The organism is Plantibacter sp. MCCC 1A11337 (genome assembly GCF_013349365.1).
GTDB classification, from domain to species: domain Bacteria; phylum Actinomycetota; class Actinomycetes; order Actinomycetales; family Microbacteriaceae; genus Plantibacter; species Plantibacter flavus_A.
On record NZ_JABJWX010000004.1, the window covers coordinates 280,426 to 303,756 of the forward strand.

Sequence of the window (23,331 nt, forward strand, 5' to 3'; positions counted from 1 at the left end):
CCGTATGAGCGAACCCACCGTCGTCACCGTCACCGGAGCCGGAGGCCAGATCGGCTACTCCCTGCTCTTCCGCATCGCGTCAGGTCAGCTGCTGGGGCCCGACCGGCCCGTCGTCCTGCGCCTGCTCGAGATCCCGCAGGGTCTCGGAGCGGCCGAGGGGACGGCATTGGAACTGCAGGACTGCGCGTTCCCGCTCCTGGCCGGGGTGGAGGCGACGACCGAGCTGTCGCGCGCCTTCGACGGGGTGGACGTCGCCCTGCTCGTCGGTGCCCGTCCCCGTGGTCCGGGCATGGAGCGAGCCGACCTCCTCGCGGCCAACGGCGGGATCTTCGCACCGCAGGGCGCGGCGATCGGAGCCGGTGCGTCCGACGACGTGCGCGTGCTGGTGGTCGGCAACCCGGCCAACACGAACGCACTCATCGCGCAGTCGGCCGCCGCCGGGGTGCCGGCCGAACGGTTCACCGCCCTGACCCGACTCGACCACAACCGCGCCGTCGCGCAGTTGGCCGCCAAGACCGGCGCGCCCGTGTCCGAGATCGACGGCGTCGTGATCTGGGGCAACCACTCGGCGACCCAGGTGCCGGACCTCTCCCACGCGACGGTCGGTGGTCGTCCGGCCCTCGAACTCGTCGGGGAGGAGTGGATCGCCGACGAGTTCATCCCACGGGTGGCGAAGCGCGGAGCGGAGATCATCGCGGTCCGGGGCTCGTCATCCGCCGCCTCGGCCGCTGCCGCCGCCATCGACCACCTGCGCGACTGGGTGGACGGCACGGCGGCCCCGGGCCGGCCGGAGCGCTGGACCTCCGTGGCGCTCCCATCGGAGGGCTGGTACGGCGTACCGGAGGGGCTCGTGAGTTCGTTCCCGGCCCGCTCGGTCGACGGACGCTGGGAGGTGGTCGAGGGGCTCGACATCGCGCCCGTCTGGCAGCGGCGCATCGACGCTTCCGTGGTGGAACTCGAGGAGGAACGGGCGGCGGTGCGCGCGCTCGGCCTGCTCGGCTGATCAGGCGATCGCGTCCCGCGGACGGTTGCAGGGGGTACCCCCTGGGGGTATTGTGAAGGCTCCGATCCACTGAGGAGGACGCATGTCCGAGACCACCGCAACCACCACCTACCGCGTCGACGGCATGACCTGCGCGCACTGCGTGTCCGCTGTCACGACCGAGCTCTCCGCGCTCTCCGGCGTGGACGGGGTCGCCGTGGATCTCGACGCGGGGACGGTCACGGTCTCGGGTGCCTCCTCGACGGACGAGGCCGCCATCGGTGCCGGCGTCCAGGAAGCCGGCTACACGCTCGTGGGTCGTCGCTGATGAGCGCGCCATTCATCCAGCTCGACCTCGACATCGAGGGCATGACCTGCGCGAGTTGCGTGGCACGCGTCGAGAAGCGGCTGACCGCGCTCGACGGTGTCGAGGCGCAGGTCAACCTCGCGACCGAACGGGCGACGGTGACCGCACCCTCCACCGTCACCGCGGACGAGCTGATCGCGGCCGTCTCGAAGGCCGGCTACACGGCGACGGTGCGTCCGCCCGCTGACGAACGCGCCGCAGTGAACCGGGAGCAGACTCCGACGTCGGGAACGACGCCCGACCCCTCGGCGACCATGACGACGCTCCGCACCCGCCTCGTCGTCAGCGCGGTGCTGGCGGTGCCCGTCGTGCTGCTCGCGATGATCCCCGCCTGGCAGTTCGACCACTGGCAGTGGCTCTCGCTGACCCTCGCGACGCCGGTCGTCTTCTGGGGCGGGTACCCGTTCCACCGGGCGACGTTCGCGACGCTGCGACACGGCTCGGTGACGATGGACACCCTCATCACGCTCGGGACGGGGGCCGCGTACCTGTGGTCCGTCTGGGCGCTCTTCTTCGGCATGGCCGGGATGACGGGCATGCGGCACGAGTTCACCTTCTTCGCACCCGACGCCGACCCGTCGAGCGCGCTGTACCTCGAGGTGGCCGCCGGCGTGACCGTCTTCCTGCTCGCCGGTCGCCTCATCGAGCAGCGGTCGAAGCGTGCCGCCGGCGAGGCACTCCGCGACCTCATGACGCTGGGCGCCTCGGAGGTCTCCGTGCTCCGGCACCGTGCGCCGGACCCCACCGACCTCATGGCGCCCACCCGTACCGAGGAACGGATCCCGATCGGGCAGCTGCTCGTCGGAGACCACTTCCTCGTGCGTCCCGGTGAGTCCGTCGCCACCGACGGGGTCGTCGTCGAGGGGGCGGCGAGTGTCGACGAGAGTCTCGTGACGGGGGAGTCCGTCCCGGTCGAGCTCGTAGCCGGCTCGCGGGTCATCGGTGGCACGATCGCGCGCGGCGGCAGTCTCGTGGTGCGGGCGACGGCCGTCGGCGCCGAGACGCAGCTGGCGCGTATGGCTCAGGCGGTCGAGGCGGCGCAGCTCGGGAAGAGCCGGGTCCAACGGCTCGCCGACCGCGTCTCGAGCGTGTTCGTCCCGGTCGTGCTGGTGATCGCCCTCGGCACCGCCATCGTGTGGGCGCTCACCGGCTCGACCATGGAAGCGGCGTTCACCGCCGCGGTCGCCGTCCTCATCATCGCCTGCCCGTGCGCGCTGGGGCTCGCGACCCCGGTGGCCCTCCTCGTCGGGACGGGACGCGGTGCGCAGCTCGGCATCCTCATCGCCGGACCGGAGGCGCTCGAGCGGGCGAGCGGGATCGACCGCATCCTGCTCGACAAGACGGGGACCGTCACGTCCGGGCGGATGAGCGTCACGGAGGTCTGGGCGGCCGGTGCGACGGACGAGGTGCTCGCCCTCGGCGCGGCGCTCGAGGCGGCCTCCGAGCACCCCATCGCCGAGGCGATCGTCGCGGAAGCGACCCGCCGCGACGCACCGCGTCCGGTGGTCTCGGACTTCGCGAGCCTCGAGGGTCTCGGCGTCACCGGCACGATCGACGGCGGAACCGTGCTGGCCGGACGTCCCGCCTTCGCGGAGGACCAGGGCTTCCGCATCGGACCGGACGCGGCGAGCGCCCTGGCTGCAGCCGCGGAGCGTGCGAGTACCGTGGTGGTCGTCGCCTGGGACGGCGAGGTCCGCGGCGTCGTCGAGGTCGCCGACACGGTGAAGCCGGAGGCCCGCGCCGCCATCGGACGCGCCGTGTCCCTGGGTATGACACCCGTGCTCCTCACCGGCGACAACGCGGCCGTCGCAGCGCGGGTCGCGGCCGAGGTCGGGATCGCCGAGGTGATCGCCGACGCGAGCCCCGCCGACAAGGTCGCCGCCGTCGAACGGCTCCAGGCGGCCGGTCACCGCGTCGCCATGGTCGGCGACGGGGTGAACGACGCCGCGGCGATCGCCACGGCCGATCTCGGGATCGCCATGGGGACGGGCACGGATGCGGCCAAGGGTGCAGCCGACCTCAGCATCGTCTCCGGTTCCCTCGCCACGGCGATCGACGCCGTGCGGCTCTCCCGACGGACGCTCGGGATCATCCGCGGCAATCTGTTCTGGGCGTTCGCGTACAACGTGGCGGCGATCCCGCTCGCCGCCCTCGGCCTCCTCAACCCGATGATCGCGGGTGCGGCGATGGCGTTCTCCAGCGTGTTCGTCGTGCTCAACAGCCTGCGTCTCCGCCGGTTCCGTCCGGCCGCCTGAGGTTACCCGTCGACCGACGGGCTGCGGCGGATACACTGTCCGCAGAACCGGTCGACGTGGATGGGTGGTGGTGAGGTGTCCAGTCCGTGGCTGGCGGCCCCGGCGCGTGCCGAAGCGCAGCGCGGACTCGTCCGACGGCTCGTCCGCGAGTCGTGGGAACGGTCGATGGGCCGTCACCTCGACCCGGACAACCTCATGCCGGAGCTCGCCTTCGACGAGGACGAGTTGCGCGACCACCGGCTCGGGCACCCGCTCGCCGGCGTCCTCCCGGTCATCACCAAGCTGCTGGTCAACGACGCGGACGACGACTCCGGCATGCTCGTCGCGGTGGGCGACGCCATGGGCAGACTGCTCTGGGTGGACGGCGACCGTCATCTGCGGCGACGGGCGGAGGGCATGCTCTTCGTCGAGGGTGCCGGATGGTCCGAGCGGGAGGTGGGGACGAGCGCGCCGGGCACCGCACTCGAACTCGACCACGGCATCCAGATCCACGCGGCCGAGCACTTCAACCGGCTCGTGCACCCGTGGAGCTGCACGGCGGTCCCGGTGCACGATCCCGAGACCCGGCAGATCATCGGTGTGATCGACATCACCGGTGGCCCGCAGGCGGTCGCCTCGCATGCGCTGCCACTGATGGAGGCCACCGCGGCCGCCGTCGAGTCCGAGATCATGGTGCAGCGGCTTCGCGCGATCGCCGACCGTCGGTTCGCCGGTCGCGCACACACGGACACACCCCGCCGGACGACCGCGGTGCGGCCCGGCCTGCAGGTGCTCGGTCGTGACACCGGCCTGCTGATCGGACACGGGGCGAGCCGCCCGACCGAGCTCAGCCGACGGCACGCCGAGATCCTGACGCTGCTGGCCTGGCACCACCAGGGCCTCAGCGCCGACGCGCTCGCCGGGCTGCTCTACGACGGGGACGAGGCGGCGGTCACCCTCCGGGCGGAGCTCGTCCGGCTGCGGAAGGTGCTCGGCGGGACCGCGCCGACACTCGTGCCGGTCTCGCGGCCGTACCGGCTCACCACCCCGCTCCAGCTCGACGCCCACCAGGTGTTGTCCCTCCTCGACCGCGGCGCCCACCGCGCAGCACTCGCCGCGTACCCGGGTCCGCTCCTGCCGGACTCCACCGCCCCCGGTGTCGTCGACCTCCGCGAGCGGGTCGCGACGCGCCTTCGCGAGGCGATGCTGACCGACGCCTCGGCGGACCTGCTGCACGACTACATCCGGACCGCGGCCGCGCCCGACGACGTCGAGGTCCTGCACGCCTGCCTCCGACTGCTGCCGCCGCGGTCACCGAAGCGCGCCGGCCTCGTCGCCCGCATCGAGGCGATCGACGCCGAGCTCTCGGCGTCCTGACGGCCGATCCGGTCCACGGACCTCGTCGCAACCTCCTGCAACCTCCCGCCGACTAGCGTCGACGGCACGCACCTGAGCGGTGCGACACCGACAACGTCGTCGACAAGGAGTGACATGACCGTCTACGCCAACCCGGGTACCGAAGGTGCCGTGTTCAGCTACGCCCCCCGCTACGACCACTTCATCGGGGGCGAGTACGTCCCGCCCGCGAACGGCCAGTACTTCGAGAACCCGACCCCGGTCACCGGTGCCGTGTTCACCGAGATCGCCCGAGGCACCGCGGCCGACGTGGACCGAGCGGTCGAGGCGGGATGGAAGGCGTTCCCCGCCTGGTCGAAGACGAGCGTCGCCGAGCGCGCGGTGATCCTGGGCCGCATCGCCGACCGCATGGAGGAACACCTCGAGGAGATCGCCGTCGCCGAGAGCTGGGAGAACGGCAAGCCGGTCCGCGAGACCCTGGCCGCCGACATCCCCTTGGCCATCGATCACTTCCGCTACTTCGCGGGGGCGATCCGCGCCCAGGAGGGCGGCATCTCGGAACTCGACCACGACACCGTCGCCTATCACTTCCACGAACCGCTCGGCGTCGTCGGACAGATCATCCCCTGGAACTTCCCGATCCTCATGGCCGTGTGGAAGCTCGCACCGGCGCTCGCCGCAGGCAACTGCGTCGTGCTGAAGCCGGCCGAGCAGACCCCGGCGTCGATCCACCTCATCGTCGACCTCGTGAAGGATCTGCTGCCGGCCGGCGTGCTCAACGTCGTCAACGGCTTCGGCATCGAGGCCGGGGCCCCACTGGCCTCCCACCCGCGGATCCGGAAGATCGCGTTCACCGGCGAGACGACGACCGGGCGCCTGATCATGCAGTACGCGAGCGAGAACCTCATCCCGGTGACGTTGGAGCTCGGCGGCAAGAGCCCGAACGTGTTCTTCGAGGATGTGGCGCGCGAGCACGACCAGTACTACGAGAAGGCGCAGGAGGGATTCAGCATGTTCGCCCTGAACCAGGGCGAGGTCTGCACCTGCCCGAGTCGGGCGCTCGTCCAACGGTCCATCTACGACGGCTTCGTGGGCGACGCGCTGACCCGCATCGGCAGGATCAAGCAGGGCAACCCGCTCGACACGGACACGATGATCGGTGCCCAGGCGTCGAACGACCAGCTCGAGAAGATCCTCTCCTACATGGACATCGGCAGACAGGGCGGAGCGAAGCTGCTCATCGGCGGCGAGCGCGCCGACCTCGGCGGTGAGTTGAGCGGCGGGTTCTACGTCCAGCCGACCGTCTTCGAGGGGACGAACGACATGCGGATCTTCCAGGAGGAGATCTTCGGGCCCGTGCTCGCGCTCACGAGCTTCGCGGACTACGACGAGGCGATCTCCATCGCGAACGACACCCTCTACGGTCTCGGCGCCGGGGTGTGGAGCCGTGAGGCGACGACGCTGTACCGGGCCGGGCGGGCGATCGAGGCGGGACGCGTCTGGTCGAACACCTACCACCAGTACCCGGCGCACGCGGCGTTCGGCGGGTACAAGCAGTCGGGCATCGGCCGGGAGAACCACAAGATGATGCTCGACCACTACCAGCAGACGAAGAACCTGCTCGTGAGCTACGCGGAGGGGCCGATGGGCTTCTTCTGATCGACGTCCCCGGTCCCTGAGCCCCATCCGGTCCCTGAGCTTGTCGAAGGGCGCCCATCGACAGGCTCGGGGACCGGCGGAGGGGCAGGGCCGGGCACACGACACGACGAAGGAGGACACCATGACCGGACGGGTCGACGTCACCGACGCTGCGGCCGCACTGGTGCGGGAGATGACCGCGCTGCACGGACCGCTCATGTTCCATCAGTCCGGCGGCTGCTGCGACGGGAGTTCGCCCATGTGCTACCCCGTCGGGATGTTCCGTACGGGCGCGGTCGACGTCCTGCTCGACACGCTCGACGTGCCCGGGCTCGACGCGCCCGTCGAGGTCTACATGTCGCGTTCCCAGTTCGAGTACTGGAAGTACACGCACCTGACGATCGACGTCGTCCAGGGGCGGGGGAGCGGGTTCAGCGTCGAAGCCCCGACGGGACAGCGCTTCCTCATCCGCTCGCGCATGCTCGACGACGCCGAACTGGAGCGGTTCGGGCTCGTCGACAGCGCGCCGGACTGAGCGCTCGCGACCGAAGCGGCCGATGGCGTAGACTGGGCACACGCCCGTCGGGCGCCCGTGTCCGTCTCGTGCAACGCTCTGTTGCTCCACGACGACCAGTCGGGCCCGGCGCCCGTCTCTTCCGGCCCCTCGGCCGATGAGGCTCTTCGACTGCTCAGGAGGAGCATGCCGCACACCGGCCAGCAACGCCGTTCCCAGGGGCGTTCCAGCACCCGTTCATCTGGCCGCTCGAACCCCAGAGGATCCTCGTCGCGTCACGACGACGACGCGCCGATCATCCCCATCCTCGCCCGCAAGGTGCGCGAGGTCGAGGCGAAGGCGCAGAAGGGCAAGGTCGGGCCGACCAACCGGACCAAGTACCAGGTCATCGCCTTCCTCGTCCGCGAGGAACGTGCCAGGGTCAAAGCCGACACGACCTACAGTGACGCCACGCGGGCCGAGCTCCTGAAGCGCCTCGACGGTGTGGCGACCATCCTCGCCAAGACGGCGGCGCGCGACACCTCGCTCATCCAGCTCCTCGAGGCCGACGCAGCGACGAGCCCTGTCGCGCAGCGGCTCCGACGCGACTGGCTCCTCGAGTCGGGCGCCGAACTCAGCGCCGACGAACTCATCATCACCGTCGAGAAGCCCGTCGTGGAATCCGTCGTCCCGGCCGAGCTCGCCGAGAAGCAGGTCATCCCGCAGTCGGTCAAGGCACGTCAGTTGGCCAATCCGTTCCTCGCCCCGGACTTCAGCCAGGCGGCACCGCAGCCGACCGTGCGTCGACGACTCGACAGCTGGGAGCTCATGGGCCCCCTCTACAAGGCGTTCGAGCTCGGTTCCGGCGGGGGAGCGGCCTCGATGGACCTGCCAGAGGCCCCGAAGCTCGACCGGCTCTCGCCGCGCGGCCTCGAGATCATGAAGCACCAGGCGCGCTTCGTCGAGAGCGTCCGTGAAGGACACCGTTCGTTCCTGCTCGCCGACGAGCCTGGCCTCGGCAAGACCGCACAGTCGGTCCTCGCCGCCTCGGTCGCCGAGGCGTACCCGCTCCTCGTCATCGTCCCGAACGTCGTCAAGATGAACTGGGCGCGCGAGGTCGAGCGCTGGACGCCGCACCGGCGCGCCACGGTCATCCACGGCGACGGCCAGGCGCTCGACGCCTTCGCCGACGTCATCATCGTGAACTACGAGGTCCTCGACCGCCACCTCGCCTGGCTCGGGACGCTCGGCTTCCGCGGCATGGTGGTCGACGAGGCGCACTTCATCAAGAACCTCCACTCCCAGCGCTCGCAGCACGTGCTGTCACTCGCGAACCGGATCCGGAAGGCGACGCCCGGCCAGGACCCGCTGCTGCTCGCGCTCACCGGCACGCCGCTGATCAACGACGTCGAGGACTTCAACGCCATCTGGCAGTTCCTCGGCTGGATCAAGGACGGCAAGCCGACCGCCGAACTCATGGAGCGGCTCGAGGACACCGGCCTGACCCCCGCCGAGCACGCCTTCTACGCCGCCGCGCGGTCCGCCGTCATCGACATGGGCATCGTGCGCCGCAAGAAGCTCGACGTCGCCAAGGACCTGCCCGCCAAGCGCGTCGCCGACCTCCCGGTCGAGCTTGACGACGAGGCGATCCGGTCCATCCGCGACGCCGAGGCCGAGCTCGGGCAACGGCTCAAGTCCCGCTACGTGCGGGTCCTGGAGTCGCGTGGTGAGCGCGTCGACGCGCTGCACGAGCCGAACACCGACCTCATGCGCATGGTCGCCCAGGCCGAGCTCGACGAGTCCAAGGCCGCCGGTGGCACGGAGAACGTGTTCACCATGATCCGCAAGATCGGTCAGGCCAAGGCCGTCCTCGCCGCCGACTACACGGCGCAGCTCGCGAGGTCCGTGGGCAAGGTCGTGTTCTTCGCGAAGCACATCGACGTCATGAACGCGGCCGAACAGTTGTTCGCGGGTCGCGGCTTGAAGACGGTGTCGCTCCGCGGCGACCAGACCGCGCAGGCGCGTCAGGCCGCGATCGACGCCTTCAACACCGATCCGGAGGTCGCGGTCGCAGTCTGTTCGCTCACCGCCGCCGGCGTCGGCGTCAACCTGCAGGCCGCGTCGAACGTCGTGCTCGCCGAGTTGTCCTGGACGGCCGCCGAGCAGACCCAGGCGATCGACCGCGTGCACCGCATCGGTCAGGAGGAGCCGGTCACCGCCTGGCGGATCATCGCCGCGCACACGATCGACGCGAAGGTCGCGGAACTCATCGACAGCAAGCAGGGCCTGGCCGCTCGCGCGCTCGACGGCAGCGACCAGGACGTCGCATCGGTCGACTCGGTGCAGCTGAACGCCCTCGTCCACCTGCTCCGCGAGGCGCTGGGGGCCTGACGACCGATACGTCCGACCGGATGACCACGGGTCGCCCGGCCGGACGTCGTCGGCGGGTCAGACGCCGAGAGCCGCCTTCACCTGCGCGAGCGACGGGTTCGTCGCGGTCGAGCGGTCGGGGAAGATCACCGTCGGGACCGTCTGGTTGCCGCCGTTCAGCGAGGCGACGAGGTCGGCGGTGCCCGGGACCTGCTCGATGTCGACCTCGGTGAACGGGATGCCGGCTGCGGACAGCTGGTGCTTCAGTCGGGCGCAGTACCCGCACCAGGTCGTGGAGAACATCGTGATGCCGCCATCGGCGGGCAGGTAGTCGTCGGCACTCATCCCAGCAGCCTAACCCCGGTGGACGAGGCACCGACCCTCTGGGCCGGAGGACCACCGGCGCCGGATGAAGCACCGTCGGCGAGACGGTATTGTCGGGGATGACTCCCGGCACCTGAGGTGCCCCGATCCCCATGAGGACTGTTGATATGAGAATTGGTGTGCTCACGAGCGGCGGCGACTGCCCCGGCCTGAACGCGGTCATCCGAGGAGCGGTCCTCAAGGGGACGAAGATCCACAACCAGGAGTTCATCGGCATCCGCGACGGGTGGCGAGGAGTCGTCGAGGGCCTGACGATGCCGCTCGACCGCCACAGTGTGCGCGGTCTCGCCAAGCAGGGTGGCACCATCCTCGGCACGAGCCGGACCAACCCGTTCGAAGGACCCCACGGCGGCCCGGAGAACGTCCAGCACACCATGGACCGGCTCGGCATCGACGCGCTCATCGCCATCGGCGGCGAGGGCACGCTCGCCGCGGCGAAGCGTCTGACCGACGCCGGCCTCAAGATCGTCGGCGTCCCCAAGACGATCGACAACGACCTCGACGCCACCGATTACTCCTTCGGCTTCGACACCGCCGTCGAGATCGCGACCGAGGCCATCGACCGCCTCCGGACGACCGGTGAATCGCACAAGCGGTGCATGGTCATCGAGGTCATGGGCCGGCACGTCGGCTGGATCGCCCTGCACGCCGGCATGGCGGCGGGTGCCCACGCCATCCTCATCCCGGAACAGCCGCAGTCGATCGAGCAGATCTGCGAGTGGGCGGACAGCGTCTACCAGCGCGGTCGCGCCCCGATCATCGTCGTGTCCGAGGGCTTCACGCTCGACACCATGGAGACCGCGCACTCCGAGAAGGGACTCGACGCGTTCAACCGTCCCCGTCTCGGCGGCATCGCCGACGTGCTGGCACCCGAGATCGAGCGCCGGACGGGCATCGAGTCGCGCGCGACCGTGCTCGGCCACCTGCAGCGCGGTGGCGTTCCGAGTGCCTACGACCGCGTGCTCGCCACCCGCCTCGGCATGGCCGCCATCGACTCCGTCATGGCCGGCGATTGGGGCACGATGATCGCCCTCCGAGGCACCGAACTCGTCAACTGCCGCTTCGAAGAGGCGCTCGGCAAGCTGAAGACCGTGCCGCAGGAGCGCTACGACGAAGCGGCGATCCTCTTCGGCTAGACACCCGCCGCACCGACGACGCCCTGCTCCCGACGGAGCAGGGCGTCGTCGCTTCGGATCAGGCCGGATCGGTGTCCGTGAGTTCGAGCACGTCGAGTAGCCAGGCGAGCTCCTCGGCGCGCTCACGCCACGCGTTGTACCGACCGCTCACCCCACCGTGCCCGGCGCTCATCTCGATCTTCATCAGTGCCGGCGCTCCGGCGTCCCGCAGGCGGGCCACCCACTTCGCGGGTTCCACGTACAGGACGCGGGTGTCGTTGAGACTCGTCGTCGCGAGGATGCGCGGGTAGCGCTTCTCCGGGTCGACGTTCTCGTAAGGACTGTAGGCCTTCATGTACGCGTAGACCTCGGGGTCGTGGAGCGGATCGCCCCACTCGTCCCATTCGATGACCGTCAGGGGGAGCGACGGGTCGAGGATGCTCGTCAGCGCGTCGACGAACGGGACGCCGGCGAGGATGCCCGCGAAGCGGTCGGGAGCACGGTTCGCCACGGCGCCCATGAGGAGGCCGCCTGCGCTGCCGCCCTCGGCGACGAGGCGGGCAGGCGTCGTCCAGCCCTCGCGGATGAGGTGGTCGGCCACGTCGACGAAGTCGCTGAAGCTGTTCTGCTTGTGGAGCTTCTTGCCGTCCTCGTACCAGCGGCGCCCGAGTTCACCGCCGCCGCGCACATGGGCGATCGCGAAGGTCACGCCGCGGTCGAGCATCGACAGTCTCGCGATCGAGAAGGACGGGTCCATGCTGGCCTCGTACGAGCCGTACCCGTAGAGGTGGAGCGGCCCGGGCCCCTCGACACCGACCCGGCGCACGATGGAGATCGGTACCCGGGTCCCGTCCACGGCCGTCGCCCACTCCCGGAACTGCTCGTAATCCGCCGGGTCGTAATCGCCGAGGACCGGCTGCTGCTTGCGCACGAAGCGTTCGCCGGACCGGAGGTCGAGTTCGAGCACGGTGGACGGCGTCACGAGGGACCCGTATCCGAACCGGAGCATCGGTTGAGCCCATTCACCGTTGCCGTGCCAGCCGACGGTGGACAGCGGTTCGTCGAAGACGATCTCGTCGATGTCGCCACTCGTCGGATCGAGCAGGCCGATGCGGGTCAGGCCGTCGCGCCGGTAGGAGACGGTGGTCACGGCCTCGAACGCCTCGACGTCCTCGAGCCGGCGCTCGCTGCTGTGCGCGACGACGACCCGCGCCGTGCCGAGCGGATCCGACAGCGGCACCTCCACGAGCTCGAAGTCCGGCGCGTCCCGGTTGTGCAGGATGAGCAACCGGTCTGCGCCGTCGGCCACCCGGTGTTCGACGCTGTACTCGACGCCGTCGGTCCGCGGCCAGACGATCCGCGCCTCCTCGGACAGTGCGTCGGCGGAGACGAGACGGGTCTCGCTCGTGACCGAGGAGCCTGCCTCGATCAGGAGCAGCGCGCGGCTGCGGGTGAATCCGGCGCCGACCCAGAACCGCTCGTCGGGCTCGTGGAAGAGGACGGTGTCGTCGTCCTGGGACGTCCCCACCCGGTGCAGGTGCACGGTGTCGGGGCGCCAGCTCTCGTCGACCGTCGTGTAGACGATGGCGGTGCCGTCGGGGGAGAACTCCGCCCCGCCCGCGGTCCCGAGGAGCTCGTCATCGAGGTCGACGCCACTCGCGAGGTCCCGGACACGGACGGTGTACCGCTCGTCGCCTTCGACGTCGACGCCGTAGAGCAGTCGCGTGCCGTCGTCCGACACGTCGAAGCTGCCGAGGGAGAAGAACTCGTGGCCCTCCGCCTCGACGTTGGCGTCGAGGATGATCTGCTCGCCGGGGGCCGCGCCGCCCTCGGGCAGGGTCGGCGGCGTCCAGTCCTCCGGGTCGGCGACCGGGATGCGGCACTGGATGCCGTACTGGCGGCCTTCGACACTGCGGCCGTAGTACCACCATGCACCGGACCGGGTCGGGACCGAGAGGTCGGTCTCGAGCGTGCGACGCTTGATCTCCTGGAAGATGCGCTCGCGCAGTCCGGCCAGATGCGCCGTCTCCTGTTCGGTGTAGGCGTTCTCCGCCTCCAGGTGCGCGATCACCTCCGGCGACTCCTTCTCGCGGAGCCACTCGTACGGGTCGATCACGGTGTCGCCGTGGTGGGTGCGTTCGGTCGGTCGGGTCTGGGCACGGGGGGCAGAGAGCTTCGCCATGGTCCAACGCTAGTCGAGGCGCGCCCTCCCAGCCCGCTCGGAGCCATCCGAGGGCCGCCGGGTCTAGCGTGGGGTGATGACGACCATCCCAACATTCGCGCTCAACGACGGTTCGAGCGTCCCCGCGATCGGTTTCGGCACGTACCCCCTGCGGGGCCGCGAGGGCACCGACGCCACGCTGTCCGCCATCGACGCGGGCTATCGACTGATCGACACCGCCGTGAACTACCGCAACGAGGACGCCGTCGGCGCAGCGGTCCGCGAGACCGACGTGTCCCGTGACGAACTCGTCGTCGCGACGAAGCTGCCCGGCCGCGACCACGGTTTCGAGGAGACCATCACCTCGTGCCGCGGATCCCTGGCCTCGCTCGGCCTCGACCACATCGACCTGTACCTCATCCACTGGCCGAACCCCTCCGTCGGCCGCTTCGTCGAGTCGTGGAAGGCCATGATCCAGCTGCAGCGCGAGGGCCTCGTCCGCAGCATCGGCGTCTCGAACTTCACCGAGGAGTTCCTGACCCGCCTCGCCGACGAGACGGGTGTGCTGCCGGCCGTCAACCAGGTCGAGTTGCACCCGTACTTCCCCCAGGAGGAACTCCTCGCGTTCCACCGCGAACACGGTGTCCTCACCGAGGCCTGGAGCCCGCTCGGCAAGGCGCAGGCACCGTTCGCCGAGGAGCCCGTCGCAGCGGCCGCCGCGGCGCACGACGTCTCGCCGGCGCAGGTCGTCCTCCGCTGGCACCACCAGCGCGGCGTGCTCCCCATCCCGAAGTCCGCGTCCCCGGAACGCCAGCGCACGAACATCGACGTCTTCGACTTCGCACTCAGCGACACCGAGGTGCAGGCGATCACCGCACTCGGGCGGACGGACGGCAGGCTCTTCGACGGCGACCCCAACACCCACGAGGAGATGTGAGTGCCGGCGGGCGCGTCCGCGCGCCCGCCGGCACCCCTCCTAGACTTGGCCGGGTGAAGCCCAGACGTCGTCGCCTGTCCCCGGTCCGTGCCCGCTCGTCACGGGTGCTCCTCGTCGCCCTCGCCCTGGCGGTCGGTGCACCACTCGTCGCGACCCTCGCGAGCACGCCGCCCGCCGCGGCCGACGCTCGGACCGACGTCTCCGACTTCACCTTCTCGTCCTTCGACGGCGACTACACCCTGAGCCGTGGCGGCGACGGTCAGGCCGAGCTGCGCGCGGTCGAGACCTTCGTCGCGGAGTTCCCCCAGTCCGACCAGAACAAGGGCATCATCCGAGCGATCCCCGACGAGTTCGACCGGGCACCGCTGCACACGGAGATCGTCTCGGTGACCGACGCCGACGGTGCGCCCGTGGAGTGGGAGACCGACCGCGACGGCGACTTCCTCGAGCTGTCGCTCGGAACGGACGACTACGTGCGCGGCACGCAGAGCTACGTGATCACCTACACGCAGCGCGGCGTCGTCGGCGCCTATCGCGACACACGCTCCGACGAGTTCTACTGGGACGCGCCCGGGACCGGTTGGGACCAGCCGTTCGCCGACGCCAGCATGACGGTGCGGGTCGCCCCCGACATCGCTGACGCGCTCACCGGTGACGGTGCCTGCTACCGGGGGGATCCGGACGACAGCTCGCCGTGCGATCTCGCCCAGGCGGAGGACGCCGACGGAGACGTCTTCACGACCGCATCCGTCCCGCTGCAGGCCCACCAGACGCTGACGGTCGCGATCGGGTTCGAACCGGGCACCTTCGTCCAACCGGCCCGCCCCGGCGAGGCACCGGTGTTCTCCATCGTCCCGATCGTCCTCGGCGCGCTGTCGGCCGCGGGGCTCGGGGCGCTCCTGTGGATCCGACTGCGCTTCTGGCGGGACCACCCCGGTCGTGGCGTCATCGTGCCGCAGTACTCCGTCCCGAAGCGGATGAACCTCCTCCTGGCGGGCGACCTCGCCGGACGCGCCTCTTCGTCGATGGCAGCCGAGATCGTCAGCCTCGCCGTCCGCGGCAAGCTCCGGATCGTGGACGGACCGGGCAAGAAGGACTACTCCCTGCAGTACCTCGACGACAGCGCGACCGATGAGCAGGAACGACGCGTGCTCGCCGCGCTCTTCCCCGACCGGAACCGACCGCGGGAGATGAAGCAGGTCGACCCGGAGCTCGGCAAGGCGGTCACCGCGGAACTCGCGGCCGCCAAGCGGAACGCCCTCGACCTCGGCCTCCGACGCTCGGTCTCCTCCGGGCGGGCGTGGATCATCGTGGGGGCGCTCGCCGTCCTGGGCGTCGCCGGGATCGTCTTCTTCGGGGTCGCCTACTCCCAGCGAGCGGACAACGGCTGGTCGGTCGCCGCGCTCTTCGTGACCGGGATCGCGCTGCTCGCCGGGATCGTGTTGGCCATCGCGCCGAAACCGCTCACCGCCACCGGTGCCGATGCGCGGGACGAGTTGCTCGGCCTCCGCGACTACCTCGCGCTGGCGGAGCAGGACCGCTTCCGCATGTTGCAGAGCCCCGACGGTGCCGAACGGGTGGACCTCGGCGACCCCGGCCAGCTCGTCCGGGTCACCGAACGACTCCTGCCCTTCGCCGTGCTCTGGGGCGTGGAGCGCGAGTGGGCGAAGGAGCTGGGCATCCGCTACGAGCAGGCCGGGAGCGCGCCGTCGTGGTACGCCTCGGACACCCCGTTCCAGGCGGCGATGTTCGCGAACGCGTTCTCCGGCTTCTCCGGATCGGCCTCGAGTACGTCGGCGTCCTGGTCCACCAGTGGGGGAGCGAGCTCGTCCGGCGGCTCGACGGGCGGCGGCTTCGCGGGCGGCGGCGGAGGCGGCGGAGGCGGCGGCGGGCGCTGATCGGCGTCGAGTTGACCTCGACCGGGCAGGGTGTAAGGATCGTGTACGGCGGGTGAACCGCCCGTATCCAGCACGTGAATTCCCCCCAAACATCTCGTCGGGGAGCACTGTGTCCGTATTCGCTCCGCCTCGAGAAAGACACCAGTGGAACTCGTTACCCTGACTGTCGTGCTGGTCATCGCACTGGCACTGTTCTTCGACTTCACGAACGGGTTCCACGACACGGCGAACGCCATGGCGACCCCGATCGCCACGGGCGCCCTCAAGCCGAAGACCGCCGTCCTGCTCGCCGCGATCCTCAACCTCGTCGGTGCGTTCCTGTCCACGGAGGTCGCGAAGACCATCTCGGGCGGGCTCATCCGGGAGGGCGAGGGCGGCATCCGGATCGGACCGGAGCTGATCTTCGCCGGACTCATCGGCGCGATCGTCTGGAACATGCTGACCTGGCTGCTCGGTCTGCCGTCGTCATCCAGTCACGCCCTGTTCGGTGGACTCATCGGCGCGGCGATCGTCGGCGCCGGCTTCGGCTCGATCGACTTCGGTGTGGTCCTCTCCAAGGTCATCCTCCCGGCGTTGATCGCCCCCGTCACGGCCGGCGTGGTCGCCTATTCGGCGACGAAGCTCGCCTACCGGATCACGCGGCGGTACGACGGCAAGCCCGACGGTCGCGACGGGTTCCGATACGCGCAGATCTTCTCCTCGTCCCTCGTCGCCCTCGCGCACGGCACGAACGACGCACAGAAGACCATGGGCGTCATCACCCTCACCTTCATCGCGGTCGGCGTGCAGGCGGTCGGCACCGGCCCCGAACTCTGGGTCATCGTCGTCTGCGCCCTCGCCATCGCGCTCGGCACCTACATGGGCGGCTGGCGGATCATCAAGACCATCGGCACCGGGCTCACCGACGTCAAGCCGGCACAGGGCTTCGCGGCCGAGACGAGCACCGCCGCCACGATCCTCGCCTCGAGCCACCTCGGCTTCGCCCTCTCCACCACGCAGGTCGCCTCCGGGTCCGTCATCGGCTCCGGCCTCGGGCGACGCGGATCGAAGGTCCGCTGGGGGACCGCCGGGCGGATCGCGCTCGGTTGGTTGATGACCCTTCCCGCGGCCGGCATCGTCGGGGCGCTCGCCGCCGCCGTCGCCCACCTCGGTCTCGTCGGCATCATCATCGACGCCGTGGTGGGGGTCGGCGTCATCCTCACCATCTTCCTCATCTCGCGCCGGAACCAGGTCGACCACAGCAACGTCGTCAGTGAGGTCGCCGACTCCGGTCGCGCGGTCAAGATCAAGCGCAACCCCAAGCCCAAGAAGGTGAAGAAGTGATCGACTGGGCAGCATTCCTGATCGTCTTCGCGACGTCGCTCGTCGGCGCGACCGCGATCGTCAGCCTGTACTCCCTCGGGCTCCGGCTCCTGACCACCGCCGGGCGCGTGCCCGTGGTGGCGCCGGCCGAGTTCACCGACGCGATCACGGTCATCACGCCGGAGGAGGCCGCGAAGGCGGCGAAGCGCGCTGCGAAGGCCGCTCGGAAGAACCCGTTGACCCCAGCCCAGCAGAACCTGGCCCGCGCCGGTGCCTACGTCTGCTTCGCCCTGTGTGCGGGGGCCGTCCTCTTCGGCATCTACCTGATCGTGCCCTTCTTCCACCAGGGCTGACCCCTGGGGTTCGCCAGCGCACCGCGCTGACGCGAGCGCGGGCCACCGGTCCGGGCCCGGTGCGTGTGGGCGCGCCGGCGCGGTGCGCTGGCGTGAAACGCATCTACCCGGCGTGACCGCTGGTCACACACGTGAGCGCGGGGCTCCAGAGACCCGCGCTCACGCGTACGACCCGCGCTGGCGCCGGCGCACCGCGCTGACGCACCCGCACCGGACGGGTCAGGCGGTCTTCCGCCAGCGACCGATGGTCGACATCACGTGGTAGATGACGATCGCGGCGATCGTGCCGAGCGCGATCCCGTTGAAGCTGACGTCACCACCCGCCACCCAGGTGAAGTCGGCGATGCCGATGATGAGGGCCGTCGCCGCGGTGAACTGGTTGACGGGCTTCGAGAAGTCGACCTTGTTGTCGAGCCAGATCTTCACGCCGATGATGCCGATCAGTCCGTACAGGGCCGTCGTGACGCCGCCGAGGACGCCCGCCGGGATGGTGTTGATGACCGCACCGACCTTGGGGGAGAGGCCGAGGAGGACCGCGAACAGACCGGCGACCCAGTAGGCCGCCGTGGAGTAGACCCGTGTCGCCGCCATGACGCCGATGTTCTCGCCGTAGGTCGTCGTGCCCGAACCGCCGCCGAAGCCGGCCAGCATCGTCGCCAGGCCGTCGGACAGGAGTGCGCGACCGGTCTGCTTGTTCACGGAGGCGTCGGTCATCTGTGCGACGCCCCGGATGTGGCCGACGTTCTCGGCGATGAGGACGAGCACGACGGGGAGGAACGCCGGGAGGACCGCCCAGACCGCCGGGTTCGAGATCGGGTTGTCCGCGAGGTGGAACTCGGGGAGCCCGACCCATGCGGCGTCCGCGATCTTCGAGAAGTCGATCTCCTGGCGGATCGCCGCGACGATGTACCCGACCACGACACCGATGACGATCGACAGTCGACCGAGGATCCCTCGGAACACCACGGTCGAGAGGATGACGGCCGCGAGCGTCACGAGGGCGGTGATCGGAGCCGCCACGAAGTTGTTCTTCGCGGCGGGGGCGAGGTTGAACCCGATGAGTGCGACGATGGCACCGGCGACGACCGGCGGCATGAGTGCATCGATCCACCCGGTTCCCGTGACCTGCACGACGACGCCGACGAGCGCCAGGAGGAGGCCCACCGCGAGGATGCCGAAGAGGGCGCTGCCCATGCCCTGGCTCGCGACCGCAGCGGAGATGGGGGCGATGAAGGCGAACGACGAGCCCAGGTAGCTCGGCACGCGGTTCTTGGTGATGACGAGGAACAGGAGAGTGCCGACGCCCGAGAAGAACAGCGTCGTGGTGGGCGGGAACCCGGTCAGCACCGGGACGAGGAACGTGGCACCGAACATCGCGACGACGTGCTGCATGCCGAGGCCGATGGTCCGCGGCCAGGTGAGGCGTTCACCGGGGCCGACGATCGCGTGGGTCGGGACGTGCTTGCCGTCGCCGTGCAGAGTCCAGGGCAGCGCCATGTGAGCTCGATTCCGTGAGGAGGGTGCCGATTAAGGGGTCCAGCCGATCGTAGCGGCACCCTCGCATCCCGGTCGTCGCGGGGCGGTCCGCCGTGCCGGTACGCTGGTTGCTTCGATGCAGACCCAGGAGGTCCAGTGACCACGACGCCCACCGCTCCGCGCTCGTTCCGAGAGCGTCTCGACGGTTTCTTCGAGATCAGCAAGCGCGGCTCGACCGTCGGAGGCGAGGTGCGCGGCGGGCTCGTGACCTTCGTCGCGATGGCCTACATCGTCATCCTCAACCCGATCATCCTGAGCGGCTCGGCCGACGTCACCGGTGGCGAACTCGGCTTCGCCCAGGTCGCGGCCGTGACCGCGCTGACCGCCGGTGTCATGACGATCCTCTTCGGACTCGTCGCACGCCTGCCGTTCGCCTTCGCGGCGGGTCTCGGCATCAACTCGTTCCTCGCCGTGAGCGTCGTCGGTCAGGTCACCTGGGCCGAGGCGATGGGGCTCGTCGTCATCAACGGTCTGATCATCGTCCTCCTCGCGGCGACCGGCCTCCGCGCCATGATCTTCAATGCAGTGCCCATCCAGCTGAAGATCGCGATCACCGTGGGCATCGGTCTCTTCATCGCGTTCATCGGCTTCGTCGACGCCGGTTTCGTCCGGTCGACGGGCGCCGGTTCGCCGCCGGTCGGGCTCGGGATCGAGGGCTCGGTCGCCACGGTGCCGACCGCCGTCTTCGTGATCTCCCTGCTGCTCACGGGCGTGCTCGTCGCCCGCAAGATCAAGGGGGCGCTGCTCATCGGGATCGTCGCCTCGACGATCATCGCCATCATCGCGGAGGCGATCTTCAAGGTCGGTGCCTCGAACGGCGGCGAGAACGCCGGTGGCTGGAACCTGAGCGTCCCGACCCTGCCCACGCAGGTCGTCGGGGTCCCGGACCTCAGCCTGCTCGGCCAGGTGAGCTTCGGCGGCTTCGAGCGCATCGGCGTCCTCGCCGCGCTCATGCTTGTGTTCACCCTCGTGTTCACGAACTTCTTCGACGCCATGGGCACGATGACCGGGCTCTCGAAGGAGGCCGGTGTGGCGGACGCCAAGGGCGACTTCCCGCGACTCCGCTCGGCGCTCATCGTCGAGGGTGTCGGCGCGGTCGCCGGTGGCGCGACCTCGTCCTCCTCCTCGACCGTCTTCATCGAATCCGGCGCGGGCATCGGTGAAGGGGCACGGACCGGCCTCGCGAACCTCGTGACCGGCGCGCTGTTCCTGCTCGCCATGTTCTTCACGCCGCTCACGCAGATCGTGCCCTCCGAGGTCGCCGCCGCCGCGCTCGTCATCGTCGGGACGCTCATGATGTCACAGATCAAGGACATCGTCTGGACCGAGTTCTCGGTCGCGCTCCCGGTGTTCCTGACGGTCGTCGTCATGCCGCTGACGTACTCGATCGCCAACGGCATCGGCGCCGGCTTCATCGCCTGGGTCGTGCTCCGCTCCCTGTCCGGGAAGGCGCGCGAGATCAGCCCGCTGCTGTGGGTCGTCGCGGCCGGGTTCCTCGTCTTCTTCGCCCGCGGACCCATCGAGCAGCTTCTCGGCGTCGCGTCCTGACCGGACCGTCGGCCGTCCGCGGACGGCCGACGGCTCCGTCGGGGGTGCGTCCTAGACTCGTGCCATGACTTCCGACGTCCGATTCGGTCAGTACCCGGCTCCCGAGAGGGTCATCGTCCATCTGAGCGATCCGCACCTCCTGGCCGACGGCCGACGCCTCTACGACGCGGTCGACGTGCAGGCCAACCTGGAGCAGGCCCTCCGTCAGATCGAGCGGATGCAGCTCCGGCCCGACGCGATGGTGTTCACGGGCGACCTGGCCGACCTCGGCGAGGCCGACGCGTACCGTCGCCTGCGCGAGCGCGTCGAGCCCGTCGCCGCACGCCTCGGCACCACGATCGTCTGGCTCATGGGCAATCACGACGAGCGCTCGGTCATGCGGACGGAGCTGCTCGACCTCCCGGCGGGGGAGCAGCCGCTCGACGCCGTCTGGGACTTCGGCGGACTGCGCGTCATCGGTCTCGACTCGACCGTCCCGGGCTGGCATCACGGCGAGCTGGAGGACAGCCAGCTGGAGTGGCTGCAGACGGTCCTGGCCACCCCGGCGCCCCTCGGAAGCATCCTGGCCATGCACCACCCGCCGGTGCCCTCGAGCGTCCCGTTCTTCGACATCCTCGAACTCCGCGATCAGCACCGGCTCGAGGCCGTGCTGCGGGGGAGCGACGTGCGCGCCATCCTGGGCGGCCACCTGCACTACTCCACCTCGAGCACCTTCGCGGGCATCCCCGTCCAGGTCGCGAGCGCGAGCTGCTATTCGATGAACCTCTCACGCCCGTCGTCGGAGGTGAACGGCATGTTCGGCGGGCAGTCGTTCAACCTCGTCCACGTGTACGACGACCGCATCACCCATTCGACGGTGCCGCTGGGCGACTACACCACCGCCGACACCTTCAGCGCGGCGTTCGTCGACCGCATGGCCGCCCTGAGCCCGGCCGAGCGGCTCGAGGCGTTCTCGCGCAAGCGGTGACCCACGGGAGCTGAACCGCAGGCACGGAACCGTCTCGTGTCCGAGACACCGCAGCGGCATCGGGGATCGCGCCCGGCTACGCTGGAGGGGACATCCACCCACCAGGCAACGGAGCCACGAGTGACGATCAGCACCACCAGCAGCAGCATCCCCACCACCCTTGGAGCAGACGACGACATGGCGGACAGGACGAACAGCGACGAGACCCGGACGGAGTCGGATTCCCTCGGTTCGATGGAGATCCCGGCCGACGCGTACTGGGGCATCCACACGGCACGCGCGCTCGAGAACTTCCCCATCACGAAGCGTCCGATCTCCGTCTACCCCGACCTCGTCGTCGCCATCGCGAGCGTCAAGCAGGCCGCCGCCCGCGCGAACGCCGAGATCGGGGTCCTCGACCCGGCGAAGGCGAACCTCATCGATCGCGCGTGCCAGATCATCATCGACGGTGACTTCCACGAGGAGTTCCTCGTCGGCGTGATCCAGGGCGGTGCGGGCACGTCGACGAACATGAACGCGAACGAGGTGATCACGAACATCGCGCTCGAGCTCGCCGGCCACGCCAAGGGCGAATACCAGTACCTGCACCCGCTCGACGACACCAACCGGTCGCAGTCCACCAACGACGTCTACCCGACCTCGATCAAGATCGCGCTCGCGTTCTCGCTGCAGTTCCTCCTGACGGAGCTCGGCCTGCTGCGCGACTCGTGCAGTGCCAAGTCCGCCGAGTTCTCCCACGTCCTCAAGGTCGGACGCACGCAGCTCCAGGACGCAGTCCCGATGACCCTCGGACAGGAGTTCCACGGCTTCGCGACGACGCTCACCGAGGACTACGACCGTCTGCACGAGACCCTCTGGCTGCTCGCCGAGGTCAACCTCGGCGCCACCGCGATCGGGACGGGGATCACCGCCGACCCGCGCTACGCGGAAGCCGTCGTCCGTCACCTCAACCAGATCACGGGCCTCACGCTCACGACGGCGCCCGACCTCATCGAATCGACGAGCGACGCCGGCGGGTTCATGTCGTTCAGCGGCACCCTGAAGCGGAGCGCCATCAAGCTCTCCAAGATCTGCAACGACCTCCGTCTGCTGTCGAGCGGTCCGCAGGCCGGGCTCGGCGAGATCAACCTGCCGCCACGGCAGGCCGGATCGAGCATCATGCCGGGCAAGGTCAACCCGGTCATCCCGGAGGTCGTGAACCAGGTGGCGTTCAGCGTCGTCGGCGCAGACATGACGGTCACGATGGCGGCCGAGGCCGGGCAGTTGCAGCTCAACGCCTTCGAACCGGTCATCGCCCACTCGCTGCTGCAGAGCATCGTCTGGATGGCGCAGGCGTGCAAGACGCTGCGGGTGAACTGCATCGACGGCATCACGGCGAACGAGGAACGACTCGAGGTGATGGTCGGCGCGTCCGTCGGTGTCATCACCGCCCTGACCCCGTTCATCGGGTACCAGTCGGCTGCGGCGCTCGCGAAGACCGCGCTGCTCACGGGCCGCAACGTCGCGGACCTCGTGGTCGAGGCCAACCTCATGACGCGCGACGAGGTGACGAAGCAGCTCTCGCCCGCGCGGCTCTCGGGGATCGAGGCCGTCACCTCGGCCATCCCGATCATCGATCTGCCGATCCCGGGCGCGGACTCCGACCCGAGTCGCTGACCGACGCGGCTGCACACGACGAAGCCGTCCGGAC

The 23,331-nt window shown here is 69.8% G+C and carries 18 protein-coding genes; 15 read left to right on the forward strand and 3 right to left on the reverse strand.

From position 1 onward, the window contains the following. Window positions 1-4 precede the first annotated feature (4 nt). The 7 genes from HOW07_RS15975 to HOW07_RS16005 all read left to right on the forward strand — a co-directional run bounded on the left by HOW07_RS15975 (window position 5) and on the right by HOW07_RS16005 (window position 9,461). Window positions 5-1,003, forward strand: coding sequence for a malate dehydrogenase (locus tag HOW07_RS15975; protein ID WP_175117810.1), 999 nt, complete (start codon window positions 5-7; stop codon window positions 1,001-1,003). An 82-nt stretch (window positions 1,004-1,085) separates the two neighbouring features. Further along, entirely contained in the window at window positions 1,086-1,310 is a 225-nt protein-coding gene (locus HOW07_RS15980; protein WP_064294496.1) for a heavy-metal-associated domain-containing protein, read from the forward strand. Then, window positions 1,310-3,604: a cation-translocating P-type ATPase gene (locus HOW07_RS15985; protein WP_175117811.1), complete on the forward strand. Its 2,295-nt coding sequence runs from the start codon at window positions 1,310-1,312 to the stop codon at window positions 3,602-3,604. The genes HOW07_RS15980 and HOW07_RS15985 overlap by 1 nt, the downstream gene beginning before the upstream one ends. A gap of 75 nt (window positions 3,605-3,679) precedes the next feature. After that, window positions 3,680-4,960, forward strand: coding sequence for a GAF domain-containing protein (locus HOW07_RS15990; protein ID WP_175117812.1), 1,281 nt, complete (start codon window positions 3,680-3,682; stop codon window positions 4,958-4,960). Between the two features lie 114 nt (window positions 4,961-5,074). After that, window positions 5,075-6,598 (forward strand): aldehyde dehydrogenase family protein, encoded by a 1,524-nt coding sequence (locus HOW07_RS15995; RefSeq protein ID WP_121291772.1) that lies wholly within the window; start codon window positions 5,075-5,077, stop codon window positions 6,596-6,598. A gap of 121 nt (window positions 6,599-6,719) precedes the next feature. After that, the gene (locus HOW07_RS16000) at window positions 6,720-7,112 is read left to right on the forward strand and encodes a DUF779 domain-containing protein (RefSeq protein WP_079707135.1); all 393 of its coding nucleotides are present in this window, start codon (window positions 6,720-6,722) and stop codon (window positions 7,110-7,112) included. 165 nt (window positions 7,113-7,277) lie between these two features. Then, complete coding sequence (locus tag HOW07_RS16005) at window positions 7,278-9,461, forward strand: DEAD/DEAH box helicase (protein WP_079002717.1); 2,184 nt, start codon at window positions 7,278-7,280, stop codon at window positions 9,459-9,461. 57 nt (window positions 9,462-9,518) lie between these two features. On the opposite strand, the gene HOW07_RS16010 is transcribed toward HOW07_RS16005, so the two are convergent. Further along, entirely contained in the window at window positions 9,519-9,785 is a 267-nt protein-coding gene (locus HOW07_RS16010; protein ID WP_064294490.1) for a mycoredoxin, read from the reverse strand. Window positions 9,786-9,931: 146 nt separating this feature from the next. On the opposite strand from HOW07_RS16010, the gene HOW07_RS16015 reads away from it, so the two are divergent. After that, window positions 9,932-10,960 (forward strand): 6-phosphofructokinase, encoded by a 1,029-nt coding sequence (locus HOW07_RS16015; protein WP_064294489.1) that lies wholly within the window; start codon window positions 9,932-9,934, stop codon window positions 10,958-10,960. 58 nt (window positions 10,961-11,018) lie between these two features. Here the strand turns inward: HOW07_RS16015 and HOW07_RS16020 are convergent, their stop codons facing one another. Next, on the reverse strand, window positions 11,019-13,121 hold the full coding sequence (locus HOW07_RS16020; RefSeq protein ID WP_175117813.1) for a S9 family peptidase: 2,103 nt from the start codon (window positions 13,119-13,121) through the stop codon (window positions 11,019-11,021). Window positions 13,122-13,197: 76 nt separating this feature from the next. Between HOW07_RS16020 and HOW07_RS16025 the strand changes: the two genes are divergently transcribed. The 4 genes from HOW07_RS16025 (at window position 13,198) to HOW07_RS16040 (ending at window position 17,590) form a co-directional block, all read left to right on the forward strand. Further along, a complete protein-coding gene (locus HOW07_RS16025) occupies window positions 13,198-14,037 on the forward strand; it encodes an aldo/keto reductase (protein ID WP_064294487.1) in 840 nt (279 codons plus the stop codon). A 53-nt stretch (window positions 14,038-14,090) separates the two neighbouring features. Next, complete coding sequence (locus HOW07_RS16030) at window positions 14,091-15,935, forward strand: DUF2207 domain-containing protein (RefSeq protein ID WP_175117814.1); 1,845 nt, start codon at window positions 14,091-14,093, stop codon at window positions 15,933-15,935. Between the two features lie 144 nt (window positions 15,936-16,079). Further along, the gene (locus HOW07_RS16035; protein WP_064294486.1) at window positions 16,080-17,258 is read left to right on the forward strand and encodes an inorganic phosphate transporter; all 1,179 of its coding nucleotides are present in this window, start codon (window positions 16,080-16,082) and stop codon (window positions 17,256-17,258) included. After that, the gene (locus tag HOW07_RS16040) at window positions 17,255-17,590 is read left to right on the forward strand and encodes a peptidase (protein WP_079002713.1); all 336 of its coding nucleotides are present in this window, start codon (window positions 17,255-17,257) and stop codon (window positions 17,588-17,590) included. The genes HOW07_RS16035 and HOW07_RS16040 overlap by 4 nt, the downstream gene beginning before the upstream one ends. 219 nt (window positions 17,591-17,809) lie before the next feature. On the opposite strand, the gene HOW07_RS16045 is transcribed toward HOW07_RS16040, so the two are convergent. Then, the gene (locus HOW07_RS16045; protein WP_079002712.1) at window positions 17,810-19,087 is read right to left on the reverse strand and encodes a uracil-xanthine permease family protein; all 1,278 of its coding nucleotides are present in this window, start codon (window positions 19,085-19,087) and stop codon (window positions 17,810-17,812) included. A gap of 135 nt (window positions 19,088-19,222) precedes the next feature. On the opposite strand from HOW07_RS16045, the gene HOW07_RS16050 reads away from it, so the two are divergent. The 3 genes from HOW07_RS16050 to HOW07_RS16060 all read left to right on the forward strand — a co-directional run bounded on the left by HOW07_RS16050 (window position 19,223) and on the right by HOW07_RS16060 (window position 23,297). Continuing rightward, window positions 19,223-20,674, forward strand: a complete 1,452-nt coding sequence (locus HOW07_RS16050) for an NCS2 family permease (RefSeq protein WP_064294483.1) — start codon at window positions 19,223-19,225, stop codon at window positions 20,672-20,674. 64 nt (window positions 20,675-20,738) lie between these two features. Then, on the forward strand, window positions 20,739-21,641 hold the full coding sequence (locus tag HOW07_RS16055; RefSeq protein WP_121291769.1) for a phosphodiesterase: 903 nt from the start codon (window positions 20,739-20,741) through the stop codon (window positions 21,639-21,641). A 177-nt stretch (window positions 21,642-21,818) separates the two neighbouring features. Further along, complete coding sequence (locus tag HOW07_RS16060; protein ID WP_079003955.1) at window positions 21,819-23,297, forward strand: aspartate ammonia-lyase; 1,479 nt, start codon at window positions 21,819-21,821, stop codon at window positions 23,295-23,297. The last annotated feature ends 34 nt before the right edge of the window (window positions 23,298-23,331 follow it).